At 67.6% G+C, this 18,906-nt stretch carries 24 protein-coding genes; 18 read left to right on the top strand and 6 right to left on the bottom strand.

The genetic code is table 11. From position 1 onward, the window contains the following. Positions 1 to 79 precede the first annotated feature (79 nt). The gene (locus AC1RM6_RS23990; protein ID WP_493105924.1) at positions 80 to 1,720 is read left to right on the top strand and encodes a putative bifunctional diguanylate cyclase/phosphodiesterase; all 1,641 of its coding nucleotides are present in this window, start codon (positions 80 to 82) and stop codon (positions 1,718 to 1,720) included. A gap of 191 nt (positions 1,721 to 1,911) precedes the next feature. Here AC1RM6_RS23990 and AC1RM6_RS23985 read toward each other — a convergent pair whose 3' ends face one another. Beyond that, positions 1,912 to 2,880, bottom strand: a complete 969-nt coding sequence (locus tag AC1RM6_RS23985; protein WP_493105922.1) for a hypothetical protein — start codon at positions 2,878 to 2,880, stop codon at positions 1,912 to 1,914. 84 nt (positions 2,881 to 2,964) lie between these two features. Between AC1RM6_RS23985 and dapF the strand changes: the two genes are divergently transcribed. From dapF to AC1RM6_RS23960, 5 genes are all read left to right on the top strand, one after another. After that, positions 2,965 to 3,780 carry a diaminopimelate epimerase gene (dapF, locus tag AC1RM6_RS23980; protein ID WP_493105920.1) on the top strand — a complete coding sequence of 272 codons (816 nt, stop codon included), beginning with the start codon at positions 2,965 to 2,967 and terminating at the stop codon, positions 3,778 to 3,780. Positions 3,781 to 3,790: 10 nt separating this feature from the next. Next, the gene (gene mtaB / locus AC1RM6_RS23975; protein ID WP_493105918.1) at positions 3,791 to 5,041 is read left to right on the top strand and encodes a tRNA (N(6)-L-threonylcarbamoyladenosine(37)-C(2))-methylthiotransferase MtaB; all 1,251 of its coding nucleotides are present in this window, start codon (positions 3,791 to 3,793) and stop codon (positions 5,039 to 5,041) included. After that, positions 5,038 to 5,973: a signal recognition particle-docking protein FtsY gene (gene ftsY / locus AC1RM6_RS23970; protein WP_493105916.1), complete on the top strand. Its 936-nt coding sequence runs from the start codon at positions 5,038 to 5,040 to the stop codon at positions 5,971 to 5,973. The genes mtaB and ftsY overlap by 4 nt, the downstream gene beginning before the upstream one ends. Beyond that, a complete protein-coding gene (locus AC1RM6_RS23965) occupies positions 5,970 to 6,608 on the top strand; it encodes an inner membrane-spanning protein YciB (protein ID WP_493105914.1) in 639 nt (212 codons plus the stop codon). Before ftsY ends, AC1RM6_RS23965 begins: the two co-directional genes overlap by 4 nt. A 111-nt stretch (positions 6,609 to 6,719) precedes the next feature. Next, the gene (locus tag AC1RM6_RS23960) at positions 6,720 to 8,012 is read left to right on the top strand and encodes a methyl-accepting chemotaxis protein (RefSeq protein WP_493105912.1); all 1,293 of its coding nucleotides are present in this window, start codon (positions 6,720 to 6,722) and stop codon (positions 8,010 to 8,012) included. A gap of 30 nt (positions 8,013 to 8,042) precedes the next feature. Here AC1RM6_RS23960 and AC1RM6_RS23955 read toward each other — a convergent pair whose 3' ends face one another. From AC1RM6_RS23955 to pspF, 3 genes are all read right to left on the bottom strand, one after another. Continuing rightward, positions 8,043 to 8,666, bottom strand: a complete 624-nt coding sequence (locus AC1RM6_RS23955) for a superoxide dismutase (RefSeq protein ID WP_493105910.1) — start codon at positions 8,664 to 8,666, stop codon at positions 8,043 to 8,045. 198 nt (positions 8,667 to 8,864) lie between these two features. Beyond that, positions 8,865 to 9,614, bottom strand: a complete 750-nt coding sequence (locus AC1RM6_RS23950; RefSeq protein WP_493105908.1) for a glycosyltransferase family 25 protein — start codon at positions 9,612 to 9,614, stop codon at positions 8,865 to 8,867. A gap of 5 nt (positions 9,615 to 9,619) precedes the next feature. Beyond that, positions 9,620 to 10,696 (bottom strand): phage shock protein operon transcriptional activator, encoded by a 1,077-nt coding sequence (pspF, locus tag AC1RM6_RS23945; protein WP_493105906.1) that lies wholly within the window; start codon positions 10,694 to 10,696, stop codon positions 9,620 to 9,622. A 172-nt stretch (positions 10,697 to 10,868) separates the two neighbouring features. Here pspF and AC1RM6_RS23940 point away from each other — a divergent pair, with 172 nt between their 5' ends. The 9 genes from AC1RM6_RS23940 (at position 10,869) to AC1RM6_RS23900 (ending at position 14,197) form a co-directional block, all read left to right on the top strand. After that, positions 10,869 to 11,021, top strand: coding sequence for a hypothetical protein (locus AC1RM6_RS23940; RefSeq protein ID WP_493105905.1), 153 nt, complete (start codon positions 10,869 to 10,871; stop codon positions 11,019 to 11,021). A 40-nt stretch (positions 11,022 to 11,061) separates the two neighbouring features. Further along, positions 11,062 to 11,733 carry a phage shock protein PspA gene (gene pspA, locus AC1RM6_RS23935; RefSeq protein WP_493105904.1) on the top strand — a complete coding sequence of 224 codons (672 nt, stop codon included), beginning with the start codon at positions 11,062 to 11,064 and terminating at the stop codon, positions 11,731 to 11,733. A gap of 5 nt (positions 11,734 to 11,738) precedes the next feature. Continuing rightward, complete coding sequence (gene pspB / locus AC1RM6_RS23930) at positions 11,739 to 12,008, top strand: envelope stress response membrane protein PspB (RefSeq protein WP_493105902.1); 270 nt, start codon at positions 11,739 to 11,741, stop codon at positions 12,006 to 12,008. A gap of 47 nt (positions 12,009 to 12,055) precedes the next feature. Then, on the top strand, positions 12,056 to 12,436 hold the full coding sequence (gene pspC / locus AC1RM6_RS23925; RefSeq protein ID WP_493105901.1) for an envelope stress response membrane protein PspC: 381 nt from the start codon (positions 12,056 to 12,058) through the stop codon (positions 12,434 to 12,436). Between the two features lie 99 nt (positions 12,437 to 12,535). Beyond that, positions 12,536 to 12,850 carry a hypothetical protein gene (locus tag AC1RM6_RS23920; protein ID WP_493105899.1) on the top strand — a complete coding sequence of 105 codons (315 nt, stop codon included), beginning with the start codon at positions 12,536 to 12,538 and terminating at the stop codon, positions 12,848 to 12,850. 19 nt (positions 12,851 to 12,869) lie between these two features. Then, positions 12,870 to 13,127 (top strand): hypothetical protein, encoded by a 258-nt coding sequence (locus AC1RM6_RS23915; RefSeq protein WP_493105897.1) that lies wholly within the window; start codon positions 12,870 to 12,872, stop codon positions 13,125 to 13,127. Positions 13,128 to 13,153: 26 nt separating this feature from the next. Then, positions 13,154 to 13,414 (top strand): hypothetical protein, encoded by a 261-nt coding sequence (locus tag AC1RM6_RS23910; protein ID WP_493105895.1) that lies wholly within the window; start codon positions 13,154 to 13,156, stop codon positions 13,412 to 13,414. A gap of 17 nt (positions 13,415 to 13,431) precedes the next feature. Continuing rightward, positions 13,432 to 13,689, top strand: coding sequence for a hypothetical protein (locus AC1RM6_RS23905; protein ID WP_493105894.1), 258 nt, complete (start codon positions 13,432 to 13,434; stop codon positions 13,687 to 13,689). A 94-nt stretch (positions 13,690 to 13,783) separates the two neighbouring features. Then, positions 13,784 to 14,197, top strand: a complete 414-nt coding sequence (locus tag AC1RM6_RS23900) for a SufE family protein (protein WP_493105892.1) — start codon at positions 13,784 to 13,786, stop codon at positions 14,195 to 14,197. A gap of 192 nt (positions 14,198 to 14,389) precedes the next feature. On the opposite strand, the gene AC1RM6_RS23895 is transcribed toward AC1RM6_RS23900, so the two are convergent. Beyond that, on the bottom strand, positions 14,390 to 14,695 hold the full coding sequence (locus AC1RM6_RS23895; protein WP_493106171.1) for a WYL domain-containing protein: 306 nt from the start codon (positions 14,693 to 14,695) through the stop codon (positions 14,390 to 14,392). Positions 14,696 to 14,951: 256 nt separating this feature from the next. Between AC1RM6_RS23895 and AC1RM6_RS23890 the strand changes: the two genes are divergently transcribed. Genes AC1RM6_RS23890 through AC1RM6_RS23880 form a run of 3 tightly spaced genes read left to right on the top strand, consistent with a single transcriptional unit; the run spans position 14,952 to position 18,322 of the window. After that, on the top strand, positions 14,952 to 15,287 hold the full coding sequence (locus AC1RM6_RS23890) for an STAS domain-containing protein (RefSeq protein ID WP_493105877.1): 336 nt from the start codon (positions 14,952 to 14,954) through the stop codon (positions 15,285 to 15,287). A 43-nt stretch (positions 15,288 to 15,330) separates the two neighbouring features. Next, on the top strand, positions 15,331 to 16,293 hold the full coding sequence (locus AC1RM6_RS23885; protein WP_493105873.1) for an MBL fold metallo-hydrolase: 963 nt from the start codon (positions 15,331 to 15,333) through the stop codon (positions 16,291 to 16,293). Beyond that, the gene (locus AC1RM6_RS23880; RefSeq protein WP_493105871.1) at positions 16,268 to 18,322 is read left to right on the top strand and encodes a CHASE2 domain-containing protein; all 2,055 of its coding nucleotides are present in this window, start codon (positions 16,268 to 16,270) and stop codon (positions 18,320 to 18,322) included. Before AC1RM6_RS23885 ends, AC1RM6_RS23880 begins: the two co-directional genes overlap by 26 nt. Here the strand turns inward: AC1RM6_RS23880 and AC1RM6_RS23875 are convergent. Then, the gene (locus AC1RM6_RS23875) at positions 18,315 to 18,899 is read right to left on the bottom strand and encodes an OmpA family protein (RefSeq protein ID WP_493105869.1); all 585 of its coding nucleotides are present in this window, start codon (positions 18,897 to 18,899) and stop codon (positions 18,315 to 18,317) included. The two genes, AC1RM6_RS23880 and AC1RM6_RS23875, sit on opposite strands and share 8 nt — an antisense overlap. Positions 18,900 to 18,906 lie beyond the last annotated feature (7 nt).

Below are 18,906 nucleotides of genomic sequence, written 5' to 3'. Positions count from 1 at the left end.
AGCAGCGTTAACCATCGATTTTTACATCTTGTTAATCGACGATCGGCTAATGGCGGTCGAGGCTCCAGAGAGGAAAATGATGGCCGGCGACGCCGTCCCACCCCCTGAAGGCGTGTCCGAGCAACGCGCCGACGATCGTCGCGACATCCTGACCGCGGCGATGACGGCCTTCGCCCTGCTTCTGGTGCTGGTTTCGGCCTGGACCCTGATCCACTCGCTGCGCACCCACGGCCTCGGCGTCAGCGACAAGGTGCTGCTCGTCGTGCTGCTGCTCAACGCCGCCGGTGTCGGCTTCGGCTGGCGGCGATTCCGCGTTCTCCAGGGCGAAATCCATCGCCGGCGAACCTCCGAAAGCCATGCCCGGCGTCTCGCCACCCATGACCCGCTGACCGGCACCCGCAACCGGCGCGCACTCGACGAGGTCGGCAACCGGCTGATCGCGCGCGAGACCGCGCTCGGCCGGCCGGTGGCGATGCTGATGATCGATCTCGATCATTTCAAATCGGTCAACGACCGCTATGGCCATGGCGTCGGCGACCGACTGCTCCAAGCGACCAGCATCGCGATCGGCGCGGCGCTGCCCGACGACGCGCTGGTCGCCCGGCTCGGCGGCGACGAATTCGCCTGCCTGTTCGCCTTCGACCGCAATGCCCCCGGGACGGTCGATGCGATCGCCGCGACGATCGTCGGCCGGATGGCGCAGCCTTTCATGATCGGCGATGTCCACGCCCAGATCGGCGCCTCGATCGGCATCGCCCGCACCGACCAGGATACCGCGACGGTCGACCGGCTGATGCTGCGCGCCGACATCGCGCTCTATGCGGCCAAACATGCCGGACGCAATCGCTTCGCCTGGTTCGATGCCGGCATGGAGCGCGAGCGCGACGCGCGCAGCGCGCTGGAGCAGACGTTGCGCGACGCCCTCCCCCGCGGCGAGATCGTCCCCTATTTCGAGCCCCAGTTCGATCTGGCGACCCGGCAGATCACCGGCTTCGAGATGCTGGCGCGCTGGGAACATCCCGATCGCGGCCTGATCCCGCCCGCTTTGTTCATCCCGGTCGCCGAGGAATGCGGGCTGATCGGCGAATTGTCGATGCATGTCATCCGCGCGGCGATGACCGAAGCCACCGGCTGGAATTCCGGATTGAGCCTCGCGGTCAATATCGCGCCCGCGCAGATGCGCGACCCCTGGCTGGCGCAGAAGCTCGTCAAGCTGCTGACCGAAACCGGGCTGCCGCCCGAACGGTTCGAGATCGAGCTGACCGAGACCGCCTTGTTCGAGGATCCCGCGCGCGCCACCGCGATCATCGCCTCGATCCGCAATCAGGGCATTCGCATCGCCATCGACGATTTCGGCACCGGCTATTCGAGCCTCACCCATTTGCGGACGATCCCGCTCGACCGGATCAAGATCGACTGCAGCTTCGTGACGACGATGGTCGACGAGGAGAATAGCGAAGTCGTCGTCCGCACCGTGATCGGGCTGGCGAAGAGCCTCGGGGTCGCGGTGCTCGCCGAAGGCGTCGAGACCGCCGAGATCGAGGCGCTGCTGCGCCAGGCCGGCTGCACTACCGGCCAGGGCTGGCATCTCGGCCGCCCGATGAGCGCACGCGCCACCGCCGCACTGCTCGCGGGCAAGGGCCAGCTCGCGGGTGTCGCCGCGGTCCACCGCACCGGCGCGATCGTCGCCGGCCGCCAGGACCGCCTCCGCGCGGTCTGAGCGCGCAAGGCCGGACAGCCACCCAGGCCTATGCTAGAGCATTTTCAAGTCAGGTGGCATCACCTGACGGCTCGGAAAATGCGGAAAACAAAGACAATTTAGAGCATGTCCTGATCAACCTGATCAGGACATGCTCTAGAAAGCCCAGGAACGCGGATGCGTCCCGCCCGGCGTTTGGGGGCCGAACCAAACTACGCCTCATAGGCTTCGAGCAGCCAGCTTTCGTCCTGCGGCTTGCCGCCGCCCGTGGCGATCGCCTCATATTGGCGCGACCGCTCGATCACCCGCGCCCGCGACAGCTGATGCTCGATCCGGCCCGCCAGCGACACCGCGACCTGACGCCAGTGCACCCCGTCGAGCGGCGTCTCGTGGACCCGGCGATGATAGCGGACATGCGAACGGGTCAGCCGATACTGGACGTCGGGGTAGAAATTCGAGAGCTGGCCATCGACCAGATTGGCGCGCGGGAGGCCGACGATGCTGGTGCCCCAGGCCTCGGCCTCGGCGGCGACCGCACCGAGCGATTCGATCAGCCCGCGGTCGAGCTGCTCGTCGGTGTCGAGCTGGACGATCCACGGCACCGTGCACAGCGCTTGCGCGCGGTTGCGTTGGGCGGAAAAATCGCCCGCCAGCGCCTGCGCGCGGACGACGATGTCGGCGCCGGGGGCCAGCGTCCGCAGATGATCGGCGATCGCCCGCGCCTCGGCCTCGCGCCCGTCGAGCATGAAGATGAATTGCGCGAAGATGTCCGCATAGCGCTCGACGAACAGGTCGAGCGCGCCGGCCTCGCTGGTGCGCGCGATGCAGCCGAGCGCGACCTTCGCGCCGGTTCCGGCCGGACGCGGCGCCAGCGCGACCCGGATCCCCCCGGCCAGCCGGTCGAGCAGCGGCAACGGCACGAATCGCGCGAGCCCCGCCGGAATAGCCTGCCGCCCGGCCCGGCTCGCCGCCATCCGCAACCCGGCCAGCGGCAGCGTCCAGCCCGACGCGCCTGTCAGGCCCGACGGCGGCACCGCGAGGCTTGTCCGATCGAGCAGCGCCGCCAGTTCGGTGGCGGCGCGTTCACGCTGCGCCGGATCGAAGACGATCCCGCACAACGGGCAGGTGACGCGCGCCGGCGCGGGCTCGATCCTGTGATCGCAGAGGAAGCAGCGGGTCATCGCGCACGACCATCCACATATTCGCCTATGCCGACAAGGCGGCTCTTATGGACTTGCGGAGCCGTAATCCCTAGATCGCGCCCGATGGTGCAGTTTCACAAGATGCATGGGCTGGGCAACGACTTCGTCGTGATCGACGCGCGCGAAGCGCCGGTCGCGATGACCTCGGCGCGCGCGCTGGCGCTGGCCGATCGCAAGACCGGCATCGGCTGCGACCAGCTGATCCTGCTCGAACCAAGCCAGGTCGCGCAGGTGAAGATGCGGATCTTCAACGCCGACGGCAGCGAGGTCGAGGCCTGCGGCAACGCCACGCGTTGCGTCGTGAGCCTGCTCGGCGGCGAAACCAGCATCGAGACGCTCGCCGGCATATTGAAGGGCAGCACGATCGGCGCCACCGTCTCGGTCGACATGGGCGCGCCGCGCTTCGACTGGGACGCGATCCCGCTCGGCTATGCGATGGACACCCGCGCCATGCCGGTCGGCTGGGAAGAGCTCGACGCGCCGGCCGCGGTCAATGTCGGCAACCCGCATGTCATCTTCTTCGTTGCCGAGACCGACATCGTCGATCTCGCGCGGCTGGGGCCGATCATCGAACATGATCCGCTCTTCCCGCAGCGGGTGAACGTCAATGTCGCGACCGTCGACGATCGCCGCCATCTGCGGCTGCGCGTGTGGGAGCGCGGCGTCGGGCTCACCGACGCCTGCGGCACCGGCGCCTGCGCGACCGGGGTCGCGGCGATCCGCGCCGGGCTGGTCGATACGCCGGTGACGGTGACCCTGCCCGGCGGCTCGCTGGTCATCGACTGGGCCCCCGGCCGGCCGATCCTGATGTCGGGCCCGGCGACCCATGTCTTCACCGGCATGATCGACCTCGGCGCCACCGATCTCGCGCCGGTCTGACCCCGGCAGGATGAGCGGTCCCGACCTGATCTCGTTCGGCTGCCGGCTGAACATCGCCGAGAGCGAGACGATGCGGGCGCTCGCCGCCGACCAGCACGACCTGATCATCGTCAACAGCTGCGCGGTCACCGCCGAGGCGGTCCGCCAGGCGAAGAAGGCGATCCGCAAGGCCGCCCGGGCGCGCCCCGAGGCGCGCATCGTCGTCACCGGCTGCGCCGCCCAGATCGAACCCGCCGGCTTCGCGGCGATGCCCGAGGTCGCGCGGGTGATCGGCAATGCCGACAAGCAGGACGCCGCGCTGTTCCGCTTCATGCCGACCGGCACCGCCGACGTCCGGGTCTCCGACATCATGGCGCTGCGCCGGACCGCGCCGCATCTGGCGTCGGGCTTCGCCGACCATGTCCGCGCGTTCGTCGAGGTGCAGAATGGCTGCGACCATCGCTGCACCTTCTGCGTAATCCCCTTTGGCCGCGGCAACAGCCGGTCGGTGCCGGCGGGCGCGGTGATCGACCATATCCGCACGCTGGTCGATCGCGGCCATGCCGAGGTGGTGCTGACCGGGGTCGATCTGACCAGTTACGGCCCCGACCTGCCGGGCAGCCCGACGCTGGGCCAGCTCGTCGAACGCATCCTCGTCCATGTGCCCGGGCTCCGCCGGCTGCGGCTGTCCTCGCTCGATTCGGTCGAGATCGACGACCGGCTGTTCGAGCTGCTGACCGGCGAGGCGCGGCTGATGCCGCATGTCCATCTGTCGCTCCAGGCCGGCGACGACATGATCCTCAAGCGGATGAAGCGCCGGCACAGCCGGGCGCAGGCGGTCGCGATCGTCGAGCGGCTCAAGGCGAAGCGGCCCGAGATCGCGATCGGCGCCGACCTGATCGCCGGCTTCCCGACCGAGGACGAGGCGATGGCGGCGAACACCAGCGCGCTGATCGACGATTGCGACATCGTCTTCGGCCATGTCTTCCCCTTCTCGCCACGCACCGGCACCCCGGCGGCACGGATGCCGCAGCTCGACCGCGATACGATCAGGGCGCGCGCGAAAAAGCTGCGCGACAAGGCCGAGGCACGCCAGGCCGCCTGGCGGCGCGGTCTCGCCGGCACCGTCCAGGACGTGCTGGTCGAGCGCGGCGGCGCCGGCCATGCCCCCAATTTCGCGCGCATCGATCTTGCCGCGATCCACACCGACAATATGGTCGGACAGATCATCCCCGTCCGCGTCGCGCTGGACGGCAACAGCCTCACAGGAACCCCCGCATGAGCGAAACTCCCTGGCACGAAAAGCTGCTGGGCGGCTTCCGGCGCACATCCAGCCTGCTCGGCCAGAATCTGTCCGGGCTGCTCTCGACCGCCGAGCTCGACGACAAGACCCTCGACGAGATCGAGGAGGCGCTGATCGCGTCCGACCTGGGCCCGGCGACCGCCGCGAAGATCCGCGCGCGACTCGACGCCTTCCGCTACGACAAGGGGCTGACCGAGGACGATATCCGCCTGATCGTCGCGCAGGAGATCGAGAAGATCCTGACGCCGGTCGCCAAGCCGCTCGAGATCGAGGCGTTTCCGCGCCCGCAGGTGATCCTGGTGATCGGGGTCAATGGTTCGGGCAAGACCACGACCATCGCCAAGCTCGCCCATCTGCTGACCGAGCAGGATTATCAGGTGATGCTGGTCGCCGGCGACACCTTCCGCGCGGCGGCGATCGGCCAGCTCAAGGTCTGGGCCGACCGGGTCGGGGTGCCGATCATCTCGGGCAAGGAGGGCGGCGACGCCGCGAGCCTGGTGTTCGAAGGGGTCAAGCGCGGCACCGAGATCGGCACCGACGTGCTGATCGTCGACACCGCCGGCCGACTGCAGAACAAGGCCGGGCTGATGGACGAGCTCGCCAAGATCCGCCGGGTGCTCGGCCGGCTCAACCCGGCGGCGCCCCACGACGTCTTGTTGGTGCTCGACGCCACCACCGGACAGAATGCGTTAAGCCAGATCGAGATATTCAAGGAAATGGCAGGCGTGACCGGCCTCGTGATGACCAAGCTCGACGGGACGGCGCGTGGCGGCGTACTGGTCGCGGCGGCGGAGAAATACGGGATGCCGGTTCACGCCATCGGACTGGGTGAAGGGATTGGCGATCTGCGCCCCTTCGATCCGGCCGAAGTGGCCCGCGCGATCGCGGGCGTGGAGAGGATCACCAAGTGAACAGCACCTCGCTGAAAGCGAATCGCGAACCCGGCCCGCTGCTGAAGGCGGCGATCGATCTGGGTCCGCTGATCGTCTATCTGGTCGCCTATTGGGCGATGAAGTCGGTCCTGCACCTGCCGGTGTCGCGCGCCGCGATCATGGCGACCGCGGTGTTCATGGCGGCGACCGCGGTCGCGATCTTCGTGTCGCGGCTGCTCCACGGCCGGGTGTCGGCGATGCTGTGGTTCTCGGGGGCGATGGTGCTGGTGCTCGGCGGCCTCACCGTCTGGCTCAACGATCCGCGCTTCATCCAGATGAAGCCGAGCATCTATTATCTGCTCGTCGCCGCGATCCTGGGATTCGGGCTCTACACCGACCGGCCGACGCTCAAGATGGTGCTCGGCCAGTCCTTTCCCGGCCTGTCCGACCTCGGCTGGCGCAAGCTGACCCGCAACTGGGCGCTGTTCTTCCTGGCGATGGCGGTCGCCAACGAGGCGGTGTGGCGGACGACGTCGATGGACTTCTGGCTGGGCTACAAGCTGTGGGGCGCGATGCCGGCGACGATCCTGTTCGCGCTCGCCAATTTCCCGATGCTAACCCGGCACGGCTTCAACGCCGACCCCGAGAAAACGCCGATTCCGCCGCAGGGCTGATCGGCCCGACGGATTTTATCGCGCGGAAAAATCGCGGATTTCTGCGGCCTGACATCGAACTGTCACGCGAAAATTACCTTGGCTTTACCCTCTGCGCGGTAGCGAAGCCGCATGACGAGCCCCGCTGTCCCCGCCGAACCGCCCGCCACGCTGCTGTCCCGCCTAGCGGTCCGCCTCGACACCGAGCTGTCGCAGGTGATCGCCCTGTTCCAGGACCATGACGGGCTGCGGCTGCTGCCGGTGCTCGACGATGGCGGGCGGCCGGTCGGCGCGATCGAGGAACGCCGCATCCGCGCCCAGCTGCTCAGCCCGTTCGGCTATTCGCTGATGCTCAACCCCGGCTTTTCGCGCGACCTCGCGCGCTACACGAGCCGGGTCCCGGTGAGCGAGATCGACGCCGGGCTTCCGGCTATGCTCGACCGGATCGCCGAGAACGGCAGCCACGACGCGCTGCTCCTCACCCGGCAGGGCCGGTTCGTCGGCACGATCGACAATGGCGCGCTGCTGCGGCTGGCCGCGGCGCGCGAGACCGCGGTCGCCACCGAACGCATCGAGCGGCTGAGCCGCATCGACGCGGCGAGCCTGACGATGCGCGAGGAGGCGGCGGCGCTATCGGTCGAGATCGAACAGATTTCGACGCGGCTGATCGAATCGGCCGAGCAGATGGGCGATCGCGCCGCCGCCGCGGGGGTGCGCAGCATGTCGGTAGCCACGGCCGCGAGCCAGGCCGCCGACAATGTCGCCGCGATCGCCGCGCAGGGCGATGCGCTGGCGCGCGCGCTCGACATTCTCGGTATCGACGCCGCCGACGCGAATCGCTCGGCGGCCCACGCCGCCGACCTGATCTTCCAGGGCGGGATGCGGTCGCGCGAACTGGTGGCGATCCTGTCGGACGTGAGCGGCGTGATCGGGACGATCGATACGATCGCCCGCAAGATCAACCTGCTCGCGCTCAACGCGACGATCGAGGCGGCGCGTGCCGGCAGCGCCGGGCGTGGCTTCGCGGTGGTCGCGTCGGAGGTCAAGGCGCTCGCCGGACAGACCCGCGATGCCGCCGGGCGGGTGAGCGGGCAGATGGCGACGATCCGCCAGGCGATCAACGGCGTCGCCAGCCATCATGACGGGCTCGAACAGGCGATCGCGATGCTCGACAGTCTCTCGGCCTCGATCGAGGCGGCGGTCGGCCGCAATGGTGCGGCGACTCACGAGATCGCCGCGAACGTCGCCGATGCCGCGGCCGCGAACGGCCATATCCGGCAGAATGCCCACGATATCAGCGAGACCGCGGCCAAGGCGGCGGCCAATGTCGACGGCATGATCGCGGTGGCGGGAACCCTGACCGCGCGGTCGACCGCGCTTCAGAACCGGCTCCACGCCTTCCTCGACGACATTCGCGCGGCATGATCCCCGAAGGAATCATGCCGCGCAGAAAGTTTATTGCTGCTGGTCGGCGCGCGACGCGCCTTCGCCGTCGAGATTCTGCGACACGAAGTCCCAGTTGACGATCTTGCCGAGCACTTCCTCGGCGAACTTCGGCCGCAGGTTGCGATAGTCGATATAATAGGCATGTTCCCACACATCGAGCGTCAGCAGCGGGGTCAGCCCGTTGACCAGCGGCGTGTCGGCGTCGTGGAGCGAGGTGATCTTGAGCGCGTCGCCCTCGAGCACCAGCCAGGCCCAGCCGCTCGCGAAATGGCCGACCGCTTCGGCGGCCAGCTTCTCGAGCAGCGCCGCCTGCGAACCGAAGCTGCTCTCGATCAGCTTGGCGAGCTTGTCGGACGGCTTGGTCGAACCCTCGGGGGCCAGGCCCTGCCAGAAGAAGCTGTGGTTCCAGATCTGCGCGGCATTGTTGAACAGGCCCTTGTCGCCGGTGTCCTTGGCGAGTTGCACCACCTCGATCAGCGATTTGCCGGCCAGACCCTTTTCGTCGATCCAGCCATTGGTCTTCACGACATAGGCATTGTGATGCTTGCCGTGGTGATAGTCGAAGCTCTCGGCCGACAGGACGGGTTCGAGCGCCGCCTTGTCGAAAGGCAGCGGGGGCAGGATGAACGCCATTGCAGGAATCTCCGTTGAAGAACTTGAGGGACGCCCCCTCAACGAACCGAATCCTACGCAGGTCCAACGAAAATTTCCACTTGGAGACGATCGTTCCGGCGCTGCATCAAGCAGAACTCATCGATAAGCCCGGCGAAGTCGATCGATATCGCGTCGACGGTCTTGCTGATCCGGCCGCCTATCCGGCGTCGAGATCGCCTACAGGCCCGCGCGGCGGCGCCACACCCGGCGCACCGCGCGGATCGCATGCCGCGCCGGAGTCGGCAGCGGCAGCCGGTCGACGAAACCCGGCGGCGAAATGTCGGTCCGCGATGGCCGCTGGACGCCGAGCTGGGGCCGAGCAAGCCAGGTCGCGATCTCGGGATGCGCCGCGCGGAACCAGCTATAGGCGCCATCGACGTCCATCGGGCCGCCCTCGGCGCTCCCCGCGGGGCGGGTGAGCATCAGTTCGAGATAGGGCACCAGCCGCTCGACCGCGTGATGATCGAATCCCATGAAGTGGGTCAGCCGCACCGGGCGGGCCGGCTCGATCCGGGCGACCGGCCGCCCCGGCGGGATCGCGCGGCCATCGGGCAGCGCATAGCCGCCATAGAAGATCCCGAAACCGCGATCGAGCGCGTCGAGCGCCGCCGGCAGCAGCGTGTCGATCCGTGGGGGGAAGTCGGCATCGTCCTCGAGCAGCAGGATATGGCGGTGTCCGTGCACCAGCGCGTCGCGCAGCACGCCGAGATGGCTCAGGAAACAGCCGCGCGCGCCGGCGCTGCGAAACGGTCCGGCATCGGCGGGCTGCACCGCCTCGAACAGGCTGATCCGCGGATCGGCGAAGCCCGTGCCCAGCCGCGCGAGTTCGCCGGCCATCTCGTCGCGGCGATCGGCGCGATGGACGAGATTGACGATATAGATCCGGTCGAAGCTCGCGAAGAGGCGGTCGGCGAGCTTCGACGACATCGCCTTCAGCTCGCCCGGTCGAGCAGCTCGTGCCGCCGCAGCGCGTGGCGAAGCTGGTCATAGGTGAGCTTGAGCGCGAGCGCGGTCGCGCGCTGGTTGAAGCGGCAGCGTTTTAGCGCGGCCTCGAGCAATCCCTTTTCATGCGCGAGGCAAGCCGCGCGGAAATCCTCGCAGTCGAGCGACACGACCGGCGCCGGCGCGAAGGCGGGCGCCGCCGCAACCGGCAGGCCGGGCGCGGGATCGTTGGTCGGCTGCCCCGTCGCGACCAGCGACGGCCCCGGCACAGGCACCGCCGACGCCGCCGGCCGCCACGGACTTTCGAACGGATCGAACTGGATCGCATCGACCGGCCGCTCGGGATCGTCCCAGCGATAGACCGCGCGCTCGACGACGTTGCGCAGTTCGCGGACATTGCCGGGCCAGTCATAGTGCGCGAGCAACTGCGTCGCCTCGGGCCCGAAACCCGGCCAATAGGGCCAGCCGAGCTCGGCGGCCATGCGTCGGCCGAAATGGTCGGACAGCACCGGCACGTCGCCCTCTCGCGCGCGCAGCGGCGGCAGCGTCACCACCTCGAACGACAGCCGGTCGAGCAGATCGGCGCGGAAGCGACCCTTTTCGACCAGCTCGGGCAGATGCTCGTTGGTCGCGGCGACGATGCGGACATCGACCCGGATCGCCCGCGACGACCCGATCCGCGTAACCTCGCCATATTCGGTCGCGCGCAGCAGCCTTTCCTGCGCCCCCATCGACAGGGTCGCGAGCTCGTCGAGGAACAGGGTACCGCCATCGGCCTCCTCGAACCGCCCGACCCGCGCCTTGGTCGCGCCGGTGAACGATCCCGCCTCGTGCCCGAACAATTCGGCCTCGATCAGCGTCTCGGGCAACGCCGCGCAGTTCATCGTCACCAGCGGCCCGTCCCAGCGCTTCGACAGGCGATGAAGCCGCTCGGCGATCAGTTCCTTGCCGGTGCCGCGCTCGCCGATCACCAGCACCGGCCGGTTCAGCTCCGCGGCGCGGCTCGCGCGCTCGACCGAGTCCAGAAAGGCCAAAGACTGGCCGATGAAGGCATTTTCCCGTTCCACGCGGACAGTTGGCGGATTTTCCCAACATGTCGCAAGCGGAAAATACCAACCCGCAACCCAATCCCCACCATCTCCTTGAAAACAGGCAAAAATCGAAATTGGCACGGAGTCTGCAATGATATTGACATACCGGCCCCGCCGGACAGGATATTCGCATTCAAGGACAAGACCGATGTTCGACAAGATCGACCTCCAGCGTATCGCCGTTTCCTCGATCGGCGCGCTGATCCTCTCGACCGCCTCCATCGTCGCGGTGGCGGGCCCCGCCAAGGCCGCCCCGATCGCTTCGGTTGCAGCGGCTCCCGCCACCACCGTCGCCAACTAAACCACAACAACCCCGAACGCCCCCGAAGGAGTTTTGTACCATGGGAATCTTCTCCCGAACCCGAGACATCATCGCCGCGAACGTCACCGATCTGCTCGATCGTGCCGAGGATCCGGCGAAGATGATCCGCATGATCATCCTCGAGATGGAAGAGACGCTGGTCGAAGTCCGCGCCTCCGCCGCCCGGACGATCGCCGACCAGAAGGAAATGCGCCGCCAGATCGCCAAGCTCGACACGGTGCAGGCCAACTGGATGGAGAAGGCCGAACTCGCGCTCTCCAAGGATCGCGAAGACCTCGCCAAGGCCGCGCTCGTCGAAAAGCAGAAGGCCGGCGACCTCGCCGACCAGCTCAACGAAGAGATCGCGCTGCTCGACGAGGCACTCAAGGCTTCGGAAGCCGATATCGCCAAGCTGCAGGGCAAGCTGCGCGAAGCCCGCGCCCGCCAGAACAGCATCGTCGCCCGGCTCGAATCCGCACATAACCGCGCCAAGATGCGCGAGATGTACGCGGGCCCGAAGATCGACGACGCCTTCTCGCGCTTCGAGATGATGGAGCGCCGGGTCGACTGGGCCGAGGGCCGCGCCGAAGCCGCCGGCATGGGCGCCGCGCCGAAGAGCCTCGACGAGGAGATCGCCGAACTCCGCTCGAGCGACAAGGTCGAAGCCGAGCTCGCCGCGCTCAAGGCCCGTAGCGCCGGCAAGGAGGCCTGATCGTCATGGAAGACGTACTCGTCCCTATCGGCGTCGTCGGCATGCTGTTCATCGGCCTGCCCTGGCTGATCTTCCACTATGTCACCCAGTGGAAGAAGAATGGCGGTCTCACGGTCGAGGACGAGCGCCTGCTCGACGACATGCATGAGATGGCCCGCCGGCTCGACGACCGGCTGGCGACGCTGGAGCGGATCCTCAGTGCCGAGGATCCCACCTGGCGCCCCCGCCAGCCCCCGGAACGCACCCGTGAGGAGGATTGGCGCCGCGAGCATTGATCGCCGCCAATCCCACCCAGCCCATATAACAGGAAGGAAAGTTCGAAATGTCCGCTCGTCGCACCAAATTCTACCTCGACAAGCGTAACCGCAAATGGTCGGGCGTCTGCTCGGGGCTCGCCGATTATACCGGCATCGACGTCACGCTGATCCGGGTCGGGGTCGTGCTGCTGACCTTCATGACCTCGGGCTGGGCGATCCTCGCTTATTTCGTCACCGCCTGGGTGGCGAACGACAAGCCGCGCGAGTTCTACGAGGGCAATCGCGAGGACGAGAAATTCTGGCAGACGGTGCGGGCGCGCCCCGGCCATTCGGTCCGCGACGTTCGCGCGAAGTTCCGCGACATCGATCGCCGCATCGCCGACGTCGAGACCCACGTCACCACGAGCAATTCGGCACTGGCGCGCGAGATCGACGCGCTGCGCTGACCGGCCCATGCGGTTGATCGATCGGGCATGCCGTTCGTCGAAAAGACCGTGAACGAGGCTGGAAAACGACAATCGGATCAAAGTTTAGGGGTTTGAACGATGGTTATTCCATTCGACATATTGGCGCCGGTCGCCGCGCTTGCGGTGGTCCTCGGTGTCGGCGGGTGGGTTTTCACCACCTGGCTCAGGATCAAGCACGGCTACCCGCTCGAAAACAGCTGGGGCAAGGCGGTCTATCCGCGCCAGAACGAGGAGATGGTCGAGCGGGTCAAGCTGCTCAGCCAGGAGAATGCCCAGCTTCGCGCCGAGCTCTCCGCGATCAAGGATCGCCTCGCCAATGTCGAGCGGATCGTCACCGACAGCAGCTACCGGCTCGACCGCGAGATCGAGACGCTGCGCGGCCCGGCCAACTGATAGCAACGGGAATTTCGCCATGAACGGAATTGCTACTTGGGTCTGGGTGCTGATCCCGCTGACCGCGATCGCCGCCCGCACGGTCCAGCAATGGTTGCGGATCAAGGAGCGCCAGATCGAGACGGCATCGCGCGACACCGCCGAAAAGGCCGCGCAATATGCCGCCAAGACCGAGCGCCTCGAACAGCGGGTCGCCGTCCTCGAACGGATCCTGACCGACCGGTCGACCCATCTGGCCGACGAGATCGACCGGCTCCGCGACCAGCCGCTCAACTGATCGCATAAGAACAAGGGAGAAAAGCGATGAACCCCTTTGAAATGGTGGTGCTGATCGTCGCGATCACCGCGGTCGCCAGCATCTTCCGCGCCAAATATGGCGTGGTCCGGCGCGGCAAGGGCGAGGAATTTGTCGGCCGCCCCGACGACAGTGCCGAGACTTTGCGGATGCGCGAGGAAATCCGCGCGCTGCGCGACCGGGTGGCCGTCCTCGAACGGATCGCCACCGACAACAACCGCGGCCAGCAGCTCGATCGCGAGATCGAGGCGCTGCGGCACCGCGACTGAGGAAAGGGAACATGACCATGCACGATCCTGTTGTCTGGATGGCGATCAGCGGCGCCGGCCTCGCCGGCCTGACGATCACCGTGTTCGCCGCCCTGTCGGGATGGCGCAGCTGGCTCGAACTGCAGCGCATGGCGCTCCAGCAGCGCATCGGCGAGCAGCGTGGCGACCAGCCCGACATGCGCACCGCTCCGTCCTCGGGGGCGCGGATCGAGATCGCCGATCTGAAGGAACGCGTCCGCAAGCTCGAGGCGATCGCCGCCGGCGTCGATATCTGAAAGCTGCGGGGATCGCCGGGCGCCCGGCTTTCCCGCCTTGTTCGCCGCCTTATAGGGTTTCAAATCCGCGGCGAAATGGTCTAGCGCAGCCGGCATGACGATGCCCGCGCTGACCGAAGTCCAGGAAGACTATGAGCTGCTCGACGCCGACGATCGCTACCGACTGCTGATCGATCTGGGCCGCGCGCTCGAACCCATGCCCGATCCGCTCAAGACCGATGCCACGCTGGTGCGCGGATGTTCGGCGGCGGTGTGGGTCTATCCGATGGTCCGCGACGACGGCACGCTCCACTTCCTCGCCGATTCGAACGCCGCGATCACCAAGGGGATCATCGCGCTGGTGCTGCTGACGGTCCAGGACCGCCCCGCAGCCACCGTCCGCGACACCGACATCGCCGCCGCGCTCGCGCCGTTCGACCTCAAGAATCAGCTGAGCTCGAACCGCACCCAGGGTATTCCCAACATGATCGCCCTGATCAAGGCCACGGCCGAGCGCTACGCGGCATAGATTGCGGCGCGGGCTCGCGCCGGCCCGTGCCAATGAGCGCCAGGACAAATGCGCTCGCCCCAACTCCGTCATGCTGACGGAAGTCAGCATCCAGACGCGCTTACGGCGAGGACTATCGGTAACATTGCGGCTGGATGTGCCGCGTTGCGCGTCTGGATCCTGATTTTCATCAGGATGACGAGAAGTCGGGATTTATGCCTCGACCGCGAAGAGGGTCACACCCTCATATTTCTCGCTCTTCGGGTCGAAGAGTGGCTTTTCCGGCAGGAACGGCAGGCTCGCCAGGCTCAGATCCTTGAGACCCGCCAGCTTGAAGGTGCCGAGCTTGATCTCGCGCGGCGGCTGGCCGTCGCGCTCGAGCGTGACCGCGTCGACATAGATCTCGTCATGGCGCGTGTAGAGGATATAGGGCGCGAGCCGCACCGCCATCTTGTTGTAGGTCGCCTCGATGCATTTGTGCGTGGCAATGGCCTCGAACAGTATCTTGTTCGCCTGCATCGGGTCGGTGGGTGCGGAGCTGGTCAAAATTCTACCATTTATATGTGCGGCGGAGTCGCAACGCGGCCCCGCGGTCGCGCATCCTAAAGCGGCATCAGCCGAAAAATTCAAGTCGGGACAGCATTTCGGCCTCGCCCACGATCGAATCGCATCCGAAATCGATTGATTTTCACAGCCTGCGCATGGCGACATCCCGGCCATTGCGATAGCGTCGATCTCGGCTAGATTGCCGATGGTTTCGGGGGAGCAGGAAGCCATGATCTGGGCGGACGAGATACGCGGCGACACGCTGGTCGCGATGCCGAAGGGGCGGATCGATGAATCGACCGCGCAAGGCTTCGCCGACGACCTGGCCGTATTGGTCGACCGGGCGGCGACCGTCGCGACCCGCAAGCTCATCCTCGACTGCACCGGGGTCGACTATATGTCGTCGCGCGGCCTCAGGGCGCTGACCCTCGCCAAGCGCAAGGCCGATGGCGCGGGCGTCAGCATCGCGCTGGCCGCGCCCAACGAGGTGATGCGCGAGATCCTGGCGATCAGCCGCTACGACAAATTGTTCGCGGTGACGGACACGGTCGACGCGGCGCTCTGACGCCGGAAACGGCCCCGCGGGGGCGTGTGTGGGAGAGTAAGCGATGCTGGTGCGATTCTGGGGGACACGCGGATCGTTGCCGGTCGCGCCGAAGGCGGCGGCGATCCGCGCCAAGCTCGCCCGCACGCTGGTCGCCGCCGATGGCCGGCGCTTCGCCGACGAGGCCGCCGCCGGGGACTTCATCGACAGCGAGCTCGCCTTCGCCACCGGCGGTACCTATGGCGGGGCGACGAGCTGCGTCGAGATCGAGGCCGGCGATGGTTCGTTCATCGTCTGCGACATGGGATCGGGCCTGCGCGAATTCGGGATCAGCGCGGCGGCGCGCTGCGCCAAAGGTCATGAGAAGACCTATCATTTCTTCCTGTCGCACCTGCACTGGGACCATATCATGGGCTTCCCCTTCTTCGGGGTCGCCTTCGATCCGGGCGCGCATATCGTCATCCATTCGGGCCATGAAGACGCCGAACAGGCGCTGCGCCGCCAGCAGGAGGAGATCAGCTTCCCGGTCCCCTTCGCCTGGCTGCGCGCGAAGATCGAATTCGTGACGCTCGCCCCCGGCCACAGCTACAGAATCGGCGGAGTCGACGTCGAACTGATCGAGCAGCATCATTCGCACAGTTCGTTCGGTTTCCGCTTCACCGATCCCGACGGCAAGGTCGCGATCTACAGCACCGACAGCGAGCACAAGATCGAGAGCATGGAGGGCGAGGAGGATATCGCCCATTTCTTCCGCGACGCCGATCTGGTGGTCTGCGACACGATGTACTCGCTCGCCGACAGCGTCTCGATGAAGGAAGACTGGGGCCATTCGAGCAATATCGTCGCGATCGACATCTGCCATGCCGCCGGCGCCCGCCAGCTGGCGCTGTTCCATCACGAGCCGACCTATAGCGACGAGGACATCGAGCAGATGCACCGCGAAAGCATCCGCTATGAGGAACTGACCCGGCAGGAGCGCCCACTCGACGTGCTCTGCGCCTATGACGGCCTCGAAATCCGGCTCTGACCCGCGGCGGTCCCGGCGGGTCTGGCTCGGCGGGCTGTCGGCGGCGATCCTCGCCGCGCTGCTGTTGCTGGGCGCCGGCGACCGGCTGAGCCGGCCGCTGTTCGACGCCTGGCAGCGGCTGTCGCCGCGCGACCTGGCGGGCACCGATGTCCGGGTGGTGCTGATCGATGCCGACAGCCTCGCCGCGATCGGTCCCTGGCCCTGGCCGCGCTATCATATGGCGCGGCTGACCGAGGAGATCGCCGCCCAGCATCCCGCCGCGATCGGCTTCGACATGATCTTCGCCGAGCCCGACCGGATGAAGCCCGAGATCTTCGCCGGCCTCTATCCCGAACTCAGCCCCGCGGCGATCGCCGAGATCGTCAGGCTGCAACCGATGGACCAGCTGTTCGGCCAGGTGCTCGGCCGTGCCCCCGCCATCCTCGCCCGCGCGGCGATCGCCGACGGGCCGTCGGGTGGGGCCGACCTGCCGGTCGAGGCAGTCTTCGCCGGCACGCTGCCGCCGGATGTGCCCGCCTTTCCCGGCGCGATGGCGAACATCCCCGAACTCGACGGCGCCGCGCTCGGCCATGGTCTCGTCAACGGCCCGCCCGACGATGACGGCATCGTCCGCCGGGTGCCGATGCTGCTCCGGGTCGGCACCCGGCCGATGCCGGGCTTCGCGCTCGAACTGGCGCGAATCGGGCTCGACCAGGACAAGGTGGCGACCGGCCGCGCGACGATCGCGCTCGGCAGCCGCCGCGTGCCGGTCGACCGCCAGGGACGGATGGCGCTGCGCTTCGGGACGATGCCGCCGGGATCGATCATCAACGCGCTGGCGGTGCTCCAGCGCGGGGTGCCGGCCGGCAGCTTCACCGGCAAGACCGTGCTGATCGGCCTCGCCGCCGAGGGCAGCGCCGACATCGTCGCGACCCCGCTGGCCGCCGAAGCCTATGGCACGCTGGTCCAGGCGCAGGCGGTCGATGCGATCCGCCGCGGCGGATGGCTCGTGCGGCCGGCCTGGGCCGGCGCGGCCGAATGGGCGACCGGCGGACTGCTCGTCCTGCTGATCGTCGGACTCGGCAGCCGCGGCCGCACGATCTGGTGGACGGCGCCGCTTGTCCTCGCCGTCGCGATTCCGATCGGCGCCTGGCTCGCGTTCGATCTCGGCGCGCTGCTGCTCGATCCGCTGAAGCCGATCGCGCTGGGCGGTGCGAGCCTGGCGGGGGTCGCGAGCGGGCTGTTCCTCGAAGCGCGCCGCGAGCGCGAGCGGCTGCGCGACGCGCTGCTCACCGAACGGCTCGCCGCCGCGGCGACCGAAGGCGAACTGCAGGCCGCGCGATCGATCCAGCTCGGCATGCTGCCGCCGCCCGAGGCGCTTGCGACGCTCGACCCGCGCATCGAGATCGCCGCCCTGCTCGAACCCGCGCGCTCGATCGGTGGCGATCTCTACGACGTGATCCGCCTCGACGCCGATCGCATCGCCTTCGTCGTCGGCGACGTCACCGGCAAGGGGGTGCCCGCCGCCTTGTTCATGGCGCTGTCGAAGGCGCTGACCAAGAGCGTGCTGCTGCGCGATCCCGACGGTCTCGGCGTCGCCGCCGAAATCCTCAACGCCGAATTGTCGCGCGACAATAGCGAGGCGATGAACGTCACGATGATCCTGGGGGTGATCGACCTTGCCAGCGGCGAGGTCCGGCTGGTCAGTGCCGGCCATGAGGACCCGATCCACATCCGCGCTGACGGCAGCGCGGTACCGGTCAAGCTCGACGGCGGCCCGCCCTTCTGCGTCGTCGACTATCCCTATCCCCAGGAAGCGATGACATTGCTGCCCGGCGAAGCGCTGGTGGTGCTGACCGACGGCATCGGCGAGGCGCAGAATACCGGGCGGCAATTGTTCGGCAGCGCGCTCGCAACGGTCGCCGCCCATGCCGGCGACGATATGGCGACATTGATCGGCGCGGTTCGCGATGCCGTCCGCGTCTTCGAGGCCGGCACCGAGCCGACCGACGACCTCACCGCGATGGCGATCCGCTACCGCGCTATCTGACGATCACCTCGACCCGGCGGTTGAGGGCATTGCGTACCCCGTCACCGGTCGGTTCGCGCAGATTGCGCTCGCCGCGGCCGACCGCGGTCATCAGCCGGCGATCGATCCCCTGTTCGGCCAGCGCCGCCAATATCTCCTCAGCCCGGCGCTGCGACAGCAGGTCATTATCCGCGTCGCTGCCCAGCGTGTCGGTGTAGCCGGTCACCTGCACTTCGACCCCGGGGCGGGTCGCGACCTCCTCCTTCAGCCGATCGAGTTCCGGACGCGAGGTTTCGGTGAGATTGGTCGTGCCTTCGGTGAAATAGAGGGTGAACGGCACCGCCGCCGGCGGCAGCGCATCGATCAGCGACGCCTCGCTCGCGCTCAACCCGCCGGGCGAGAATGCCACGGTGCGCGGACGGGCGCCGCCCAGCCGGGTCCGGCTGTTGCCCTGCGCGACCACCATCTCCTGCGCACGACCGCCCGATTCGAGCACCGCGACCGCGCCCTGGTCGCCATGTTCGCCCGGCAGCAACACCAGCGACGGCGTCGCGCATCCGCCGAGCGCGACGAGCGCCGTCAGGCCGATCATTCCCATCCTCGCC

The sequence above is a fragment of the Rhizorhabdus sp. GW822-FHT03C02 genome (assembly GCF_058801765.1).
This window is presented reverse-complemented; position numbering and strand designations above follow the sequence as displayed.

Excerpts from the sequence above, each read along its gene's own strand:
- AC1RM6_RS23990 (WP_493105924.1), top strand. The coding sequence starts at position 80 with ATGGCCGGCGACGCCGTCCCACCCCCTGAAGGCGTGTCCGAGCAACGC.
- AC1RM6_RS23985 (WP_493105922.1), bottom strand. The coding sequence starts at position 2,880 with ATGACCCGCTGCTTCCTCTGCGATCACAGGATCGAGCCCGCGCCGGCG.
- dapF (WP_493105920.1), top strand. The coding sequence starts at position 2,965 with ATGGTGCAGTTTCACAAGATGCATGGGCTGGGCAACGACTTCGTCGTG.
- mtaB (WP_493105918.1), top strand. The coding sequence starts at position 3,791 with ATGAGCGGTCCCGACCTGATCTCGTTCGGCTGCCGGCTGAACATCGCC.
- ftsY (WP_493105916.1), top strand. The coding sequence starts at position 5,038 with ATGAGCGAAACTCCCTGGCACGAAAAGCTGCTGGGCGGCTTCCGGCGC.
- AC1RM6_RS23960 (WP_493105912.1), top strand. The coding sequence starts at position 6,720 with ATGACGAGCCCCGCTGTCCCCGCCGAACCGCCCGCCACGCTGCTGTCC.
- AC1RM6_RS23955 (WP_493105910.1), bottom strand. The coding sequence starts at position 8,666 with ATGGCGTTCATCCTGCCCCCGCTGCCTTTCGACAAGGCGGCGCTCGAA.
- AC1RM6_RS23950 (WP_493105908.1), bottom strand. The coding sequence starts at position 9,614 with ATGTCGTCGAAGCTCGCCGACCGCCTCTTCGCGAGCTTCGACCGGATC.
- AC1RM6_RS23940 (WP_493105905.1), top strand. The coding sequence starts at position 10,869 with ATGTTCGACAAGATCGACCTCCAGCGTATCGCCGTTTCCTCGATCGGC.
- pspA (WP_493105904.1), top strand. The coding sequence starts at position 11,062 with ATGGGAATCTTCTCCCGAACCCGAGACATCATCGCCGCGAACGTCACC.
- pspB (WP_493105902.1), top strand. The coding sequence starts at position 11,739 with ATGGAAGACGTACTCGTCCCTATCGGCGTCGTCGGCATGCTGTTCATC.
- pspC (WP_493105901.1), top strand. The coding sequence starts at position 12,056 with ATGTCCGCTCGTCGCACCAAATTCTACCTCGACAAGCGTAACCGCAAA.
- AC1RM6_RS23920 (WP_493105899.1), top strand. The coding sequence starts at position 12,536 with ATGGTTATTCCATTCGACATATTGGCGCCGGTCGCCGCGCTTGCGGTG.
- AC1RM6_RS23915 (WP_493105897.1), top strand. The coding sequence starts at position 12,870 with ATGAACGGAATTGCTACTTGGGTCTGGGTGCTGATCCCGCTGACCGCG.
- AC1RM6_RS23910 (WP_493105895.1), top strand. The coding sequence starts at position 13,154 with ATGAACCCCTTTGAAATGGTGGTGCTGATCGTCGCGATCACCGCGGTC.
- AC1RM6_RS23905 (WP_493105894.1), top strand. The coding sequence starts at position 13,432 with ATGCACGATCCTGTTGTCTGGATGGCGATCAGCGGCGCCGGCCTCGCC.
- AC1RM6_RS23900 (WP_493105892.1), top strand. The coding sequence starts at position 13,784 with ATGACGATGCCCGCGCTGACCGAAGTCCAGGAAGACTATGAGCTGCTC.
- AC1RM6_RS23895 (WP_493106171.1), bottom strand. The coding sequence starts at position 14,695 with ATGCAGGCGAACAAGATACTGTTCGAGGCCATTGCCACGCACAAATGC.
- AC1RM6_RS23890 (WP_493105877.1), top strand. The coding sequence starts at position 14,952 with ATGATCTGGGCGGACGAGATACGCGGCGACACGCTGGTCGCGATGCCG.
- AC1RM6_RS23885 (WP_493105873.1), top strand. The coding sequence starts at position 15,331 with ATGCTGGTGCGATTCTGGGGGACACGCGGATCGTTGCCGGTCGCGCCG.
- AC1RM6_RS23880 (WP_493105871.1), top strand. The coding sequence starts at position 16,268 with ATGACGGCCTCGAAATCCGGCTCTGACCCGCGGCGGTCCCGGCGGGTC.
- AC1RM6_RS23875 (WP_493105869.1), bottom strand. The coding sequence starts at position 18,899 with ATGGGAATGATCGGCCTGACGGCGCTCGTCGCGCTCGGCGGATGCGCG.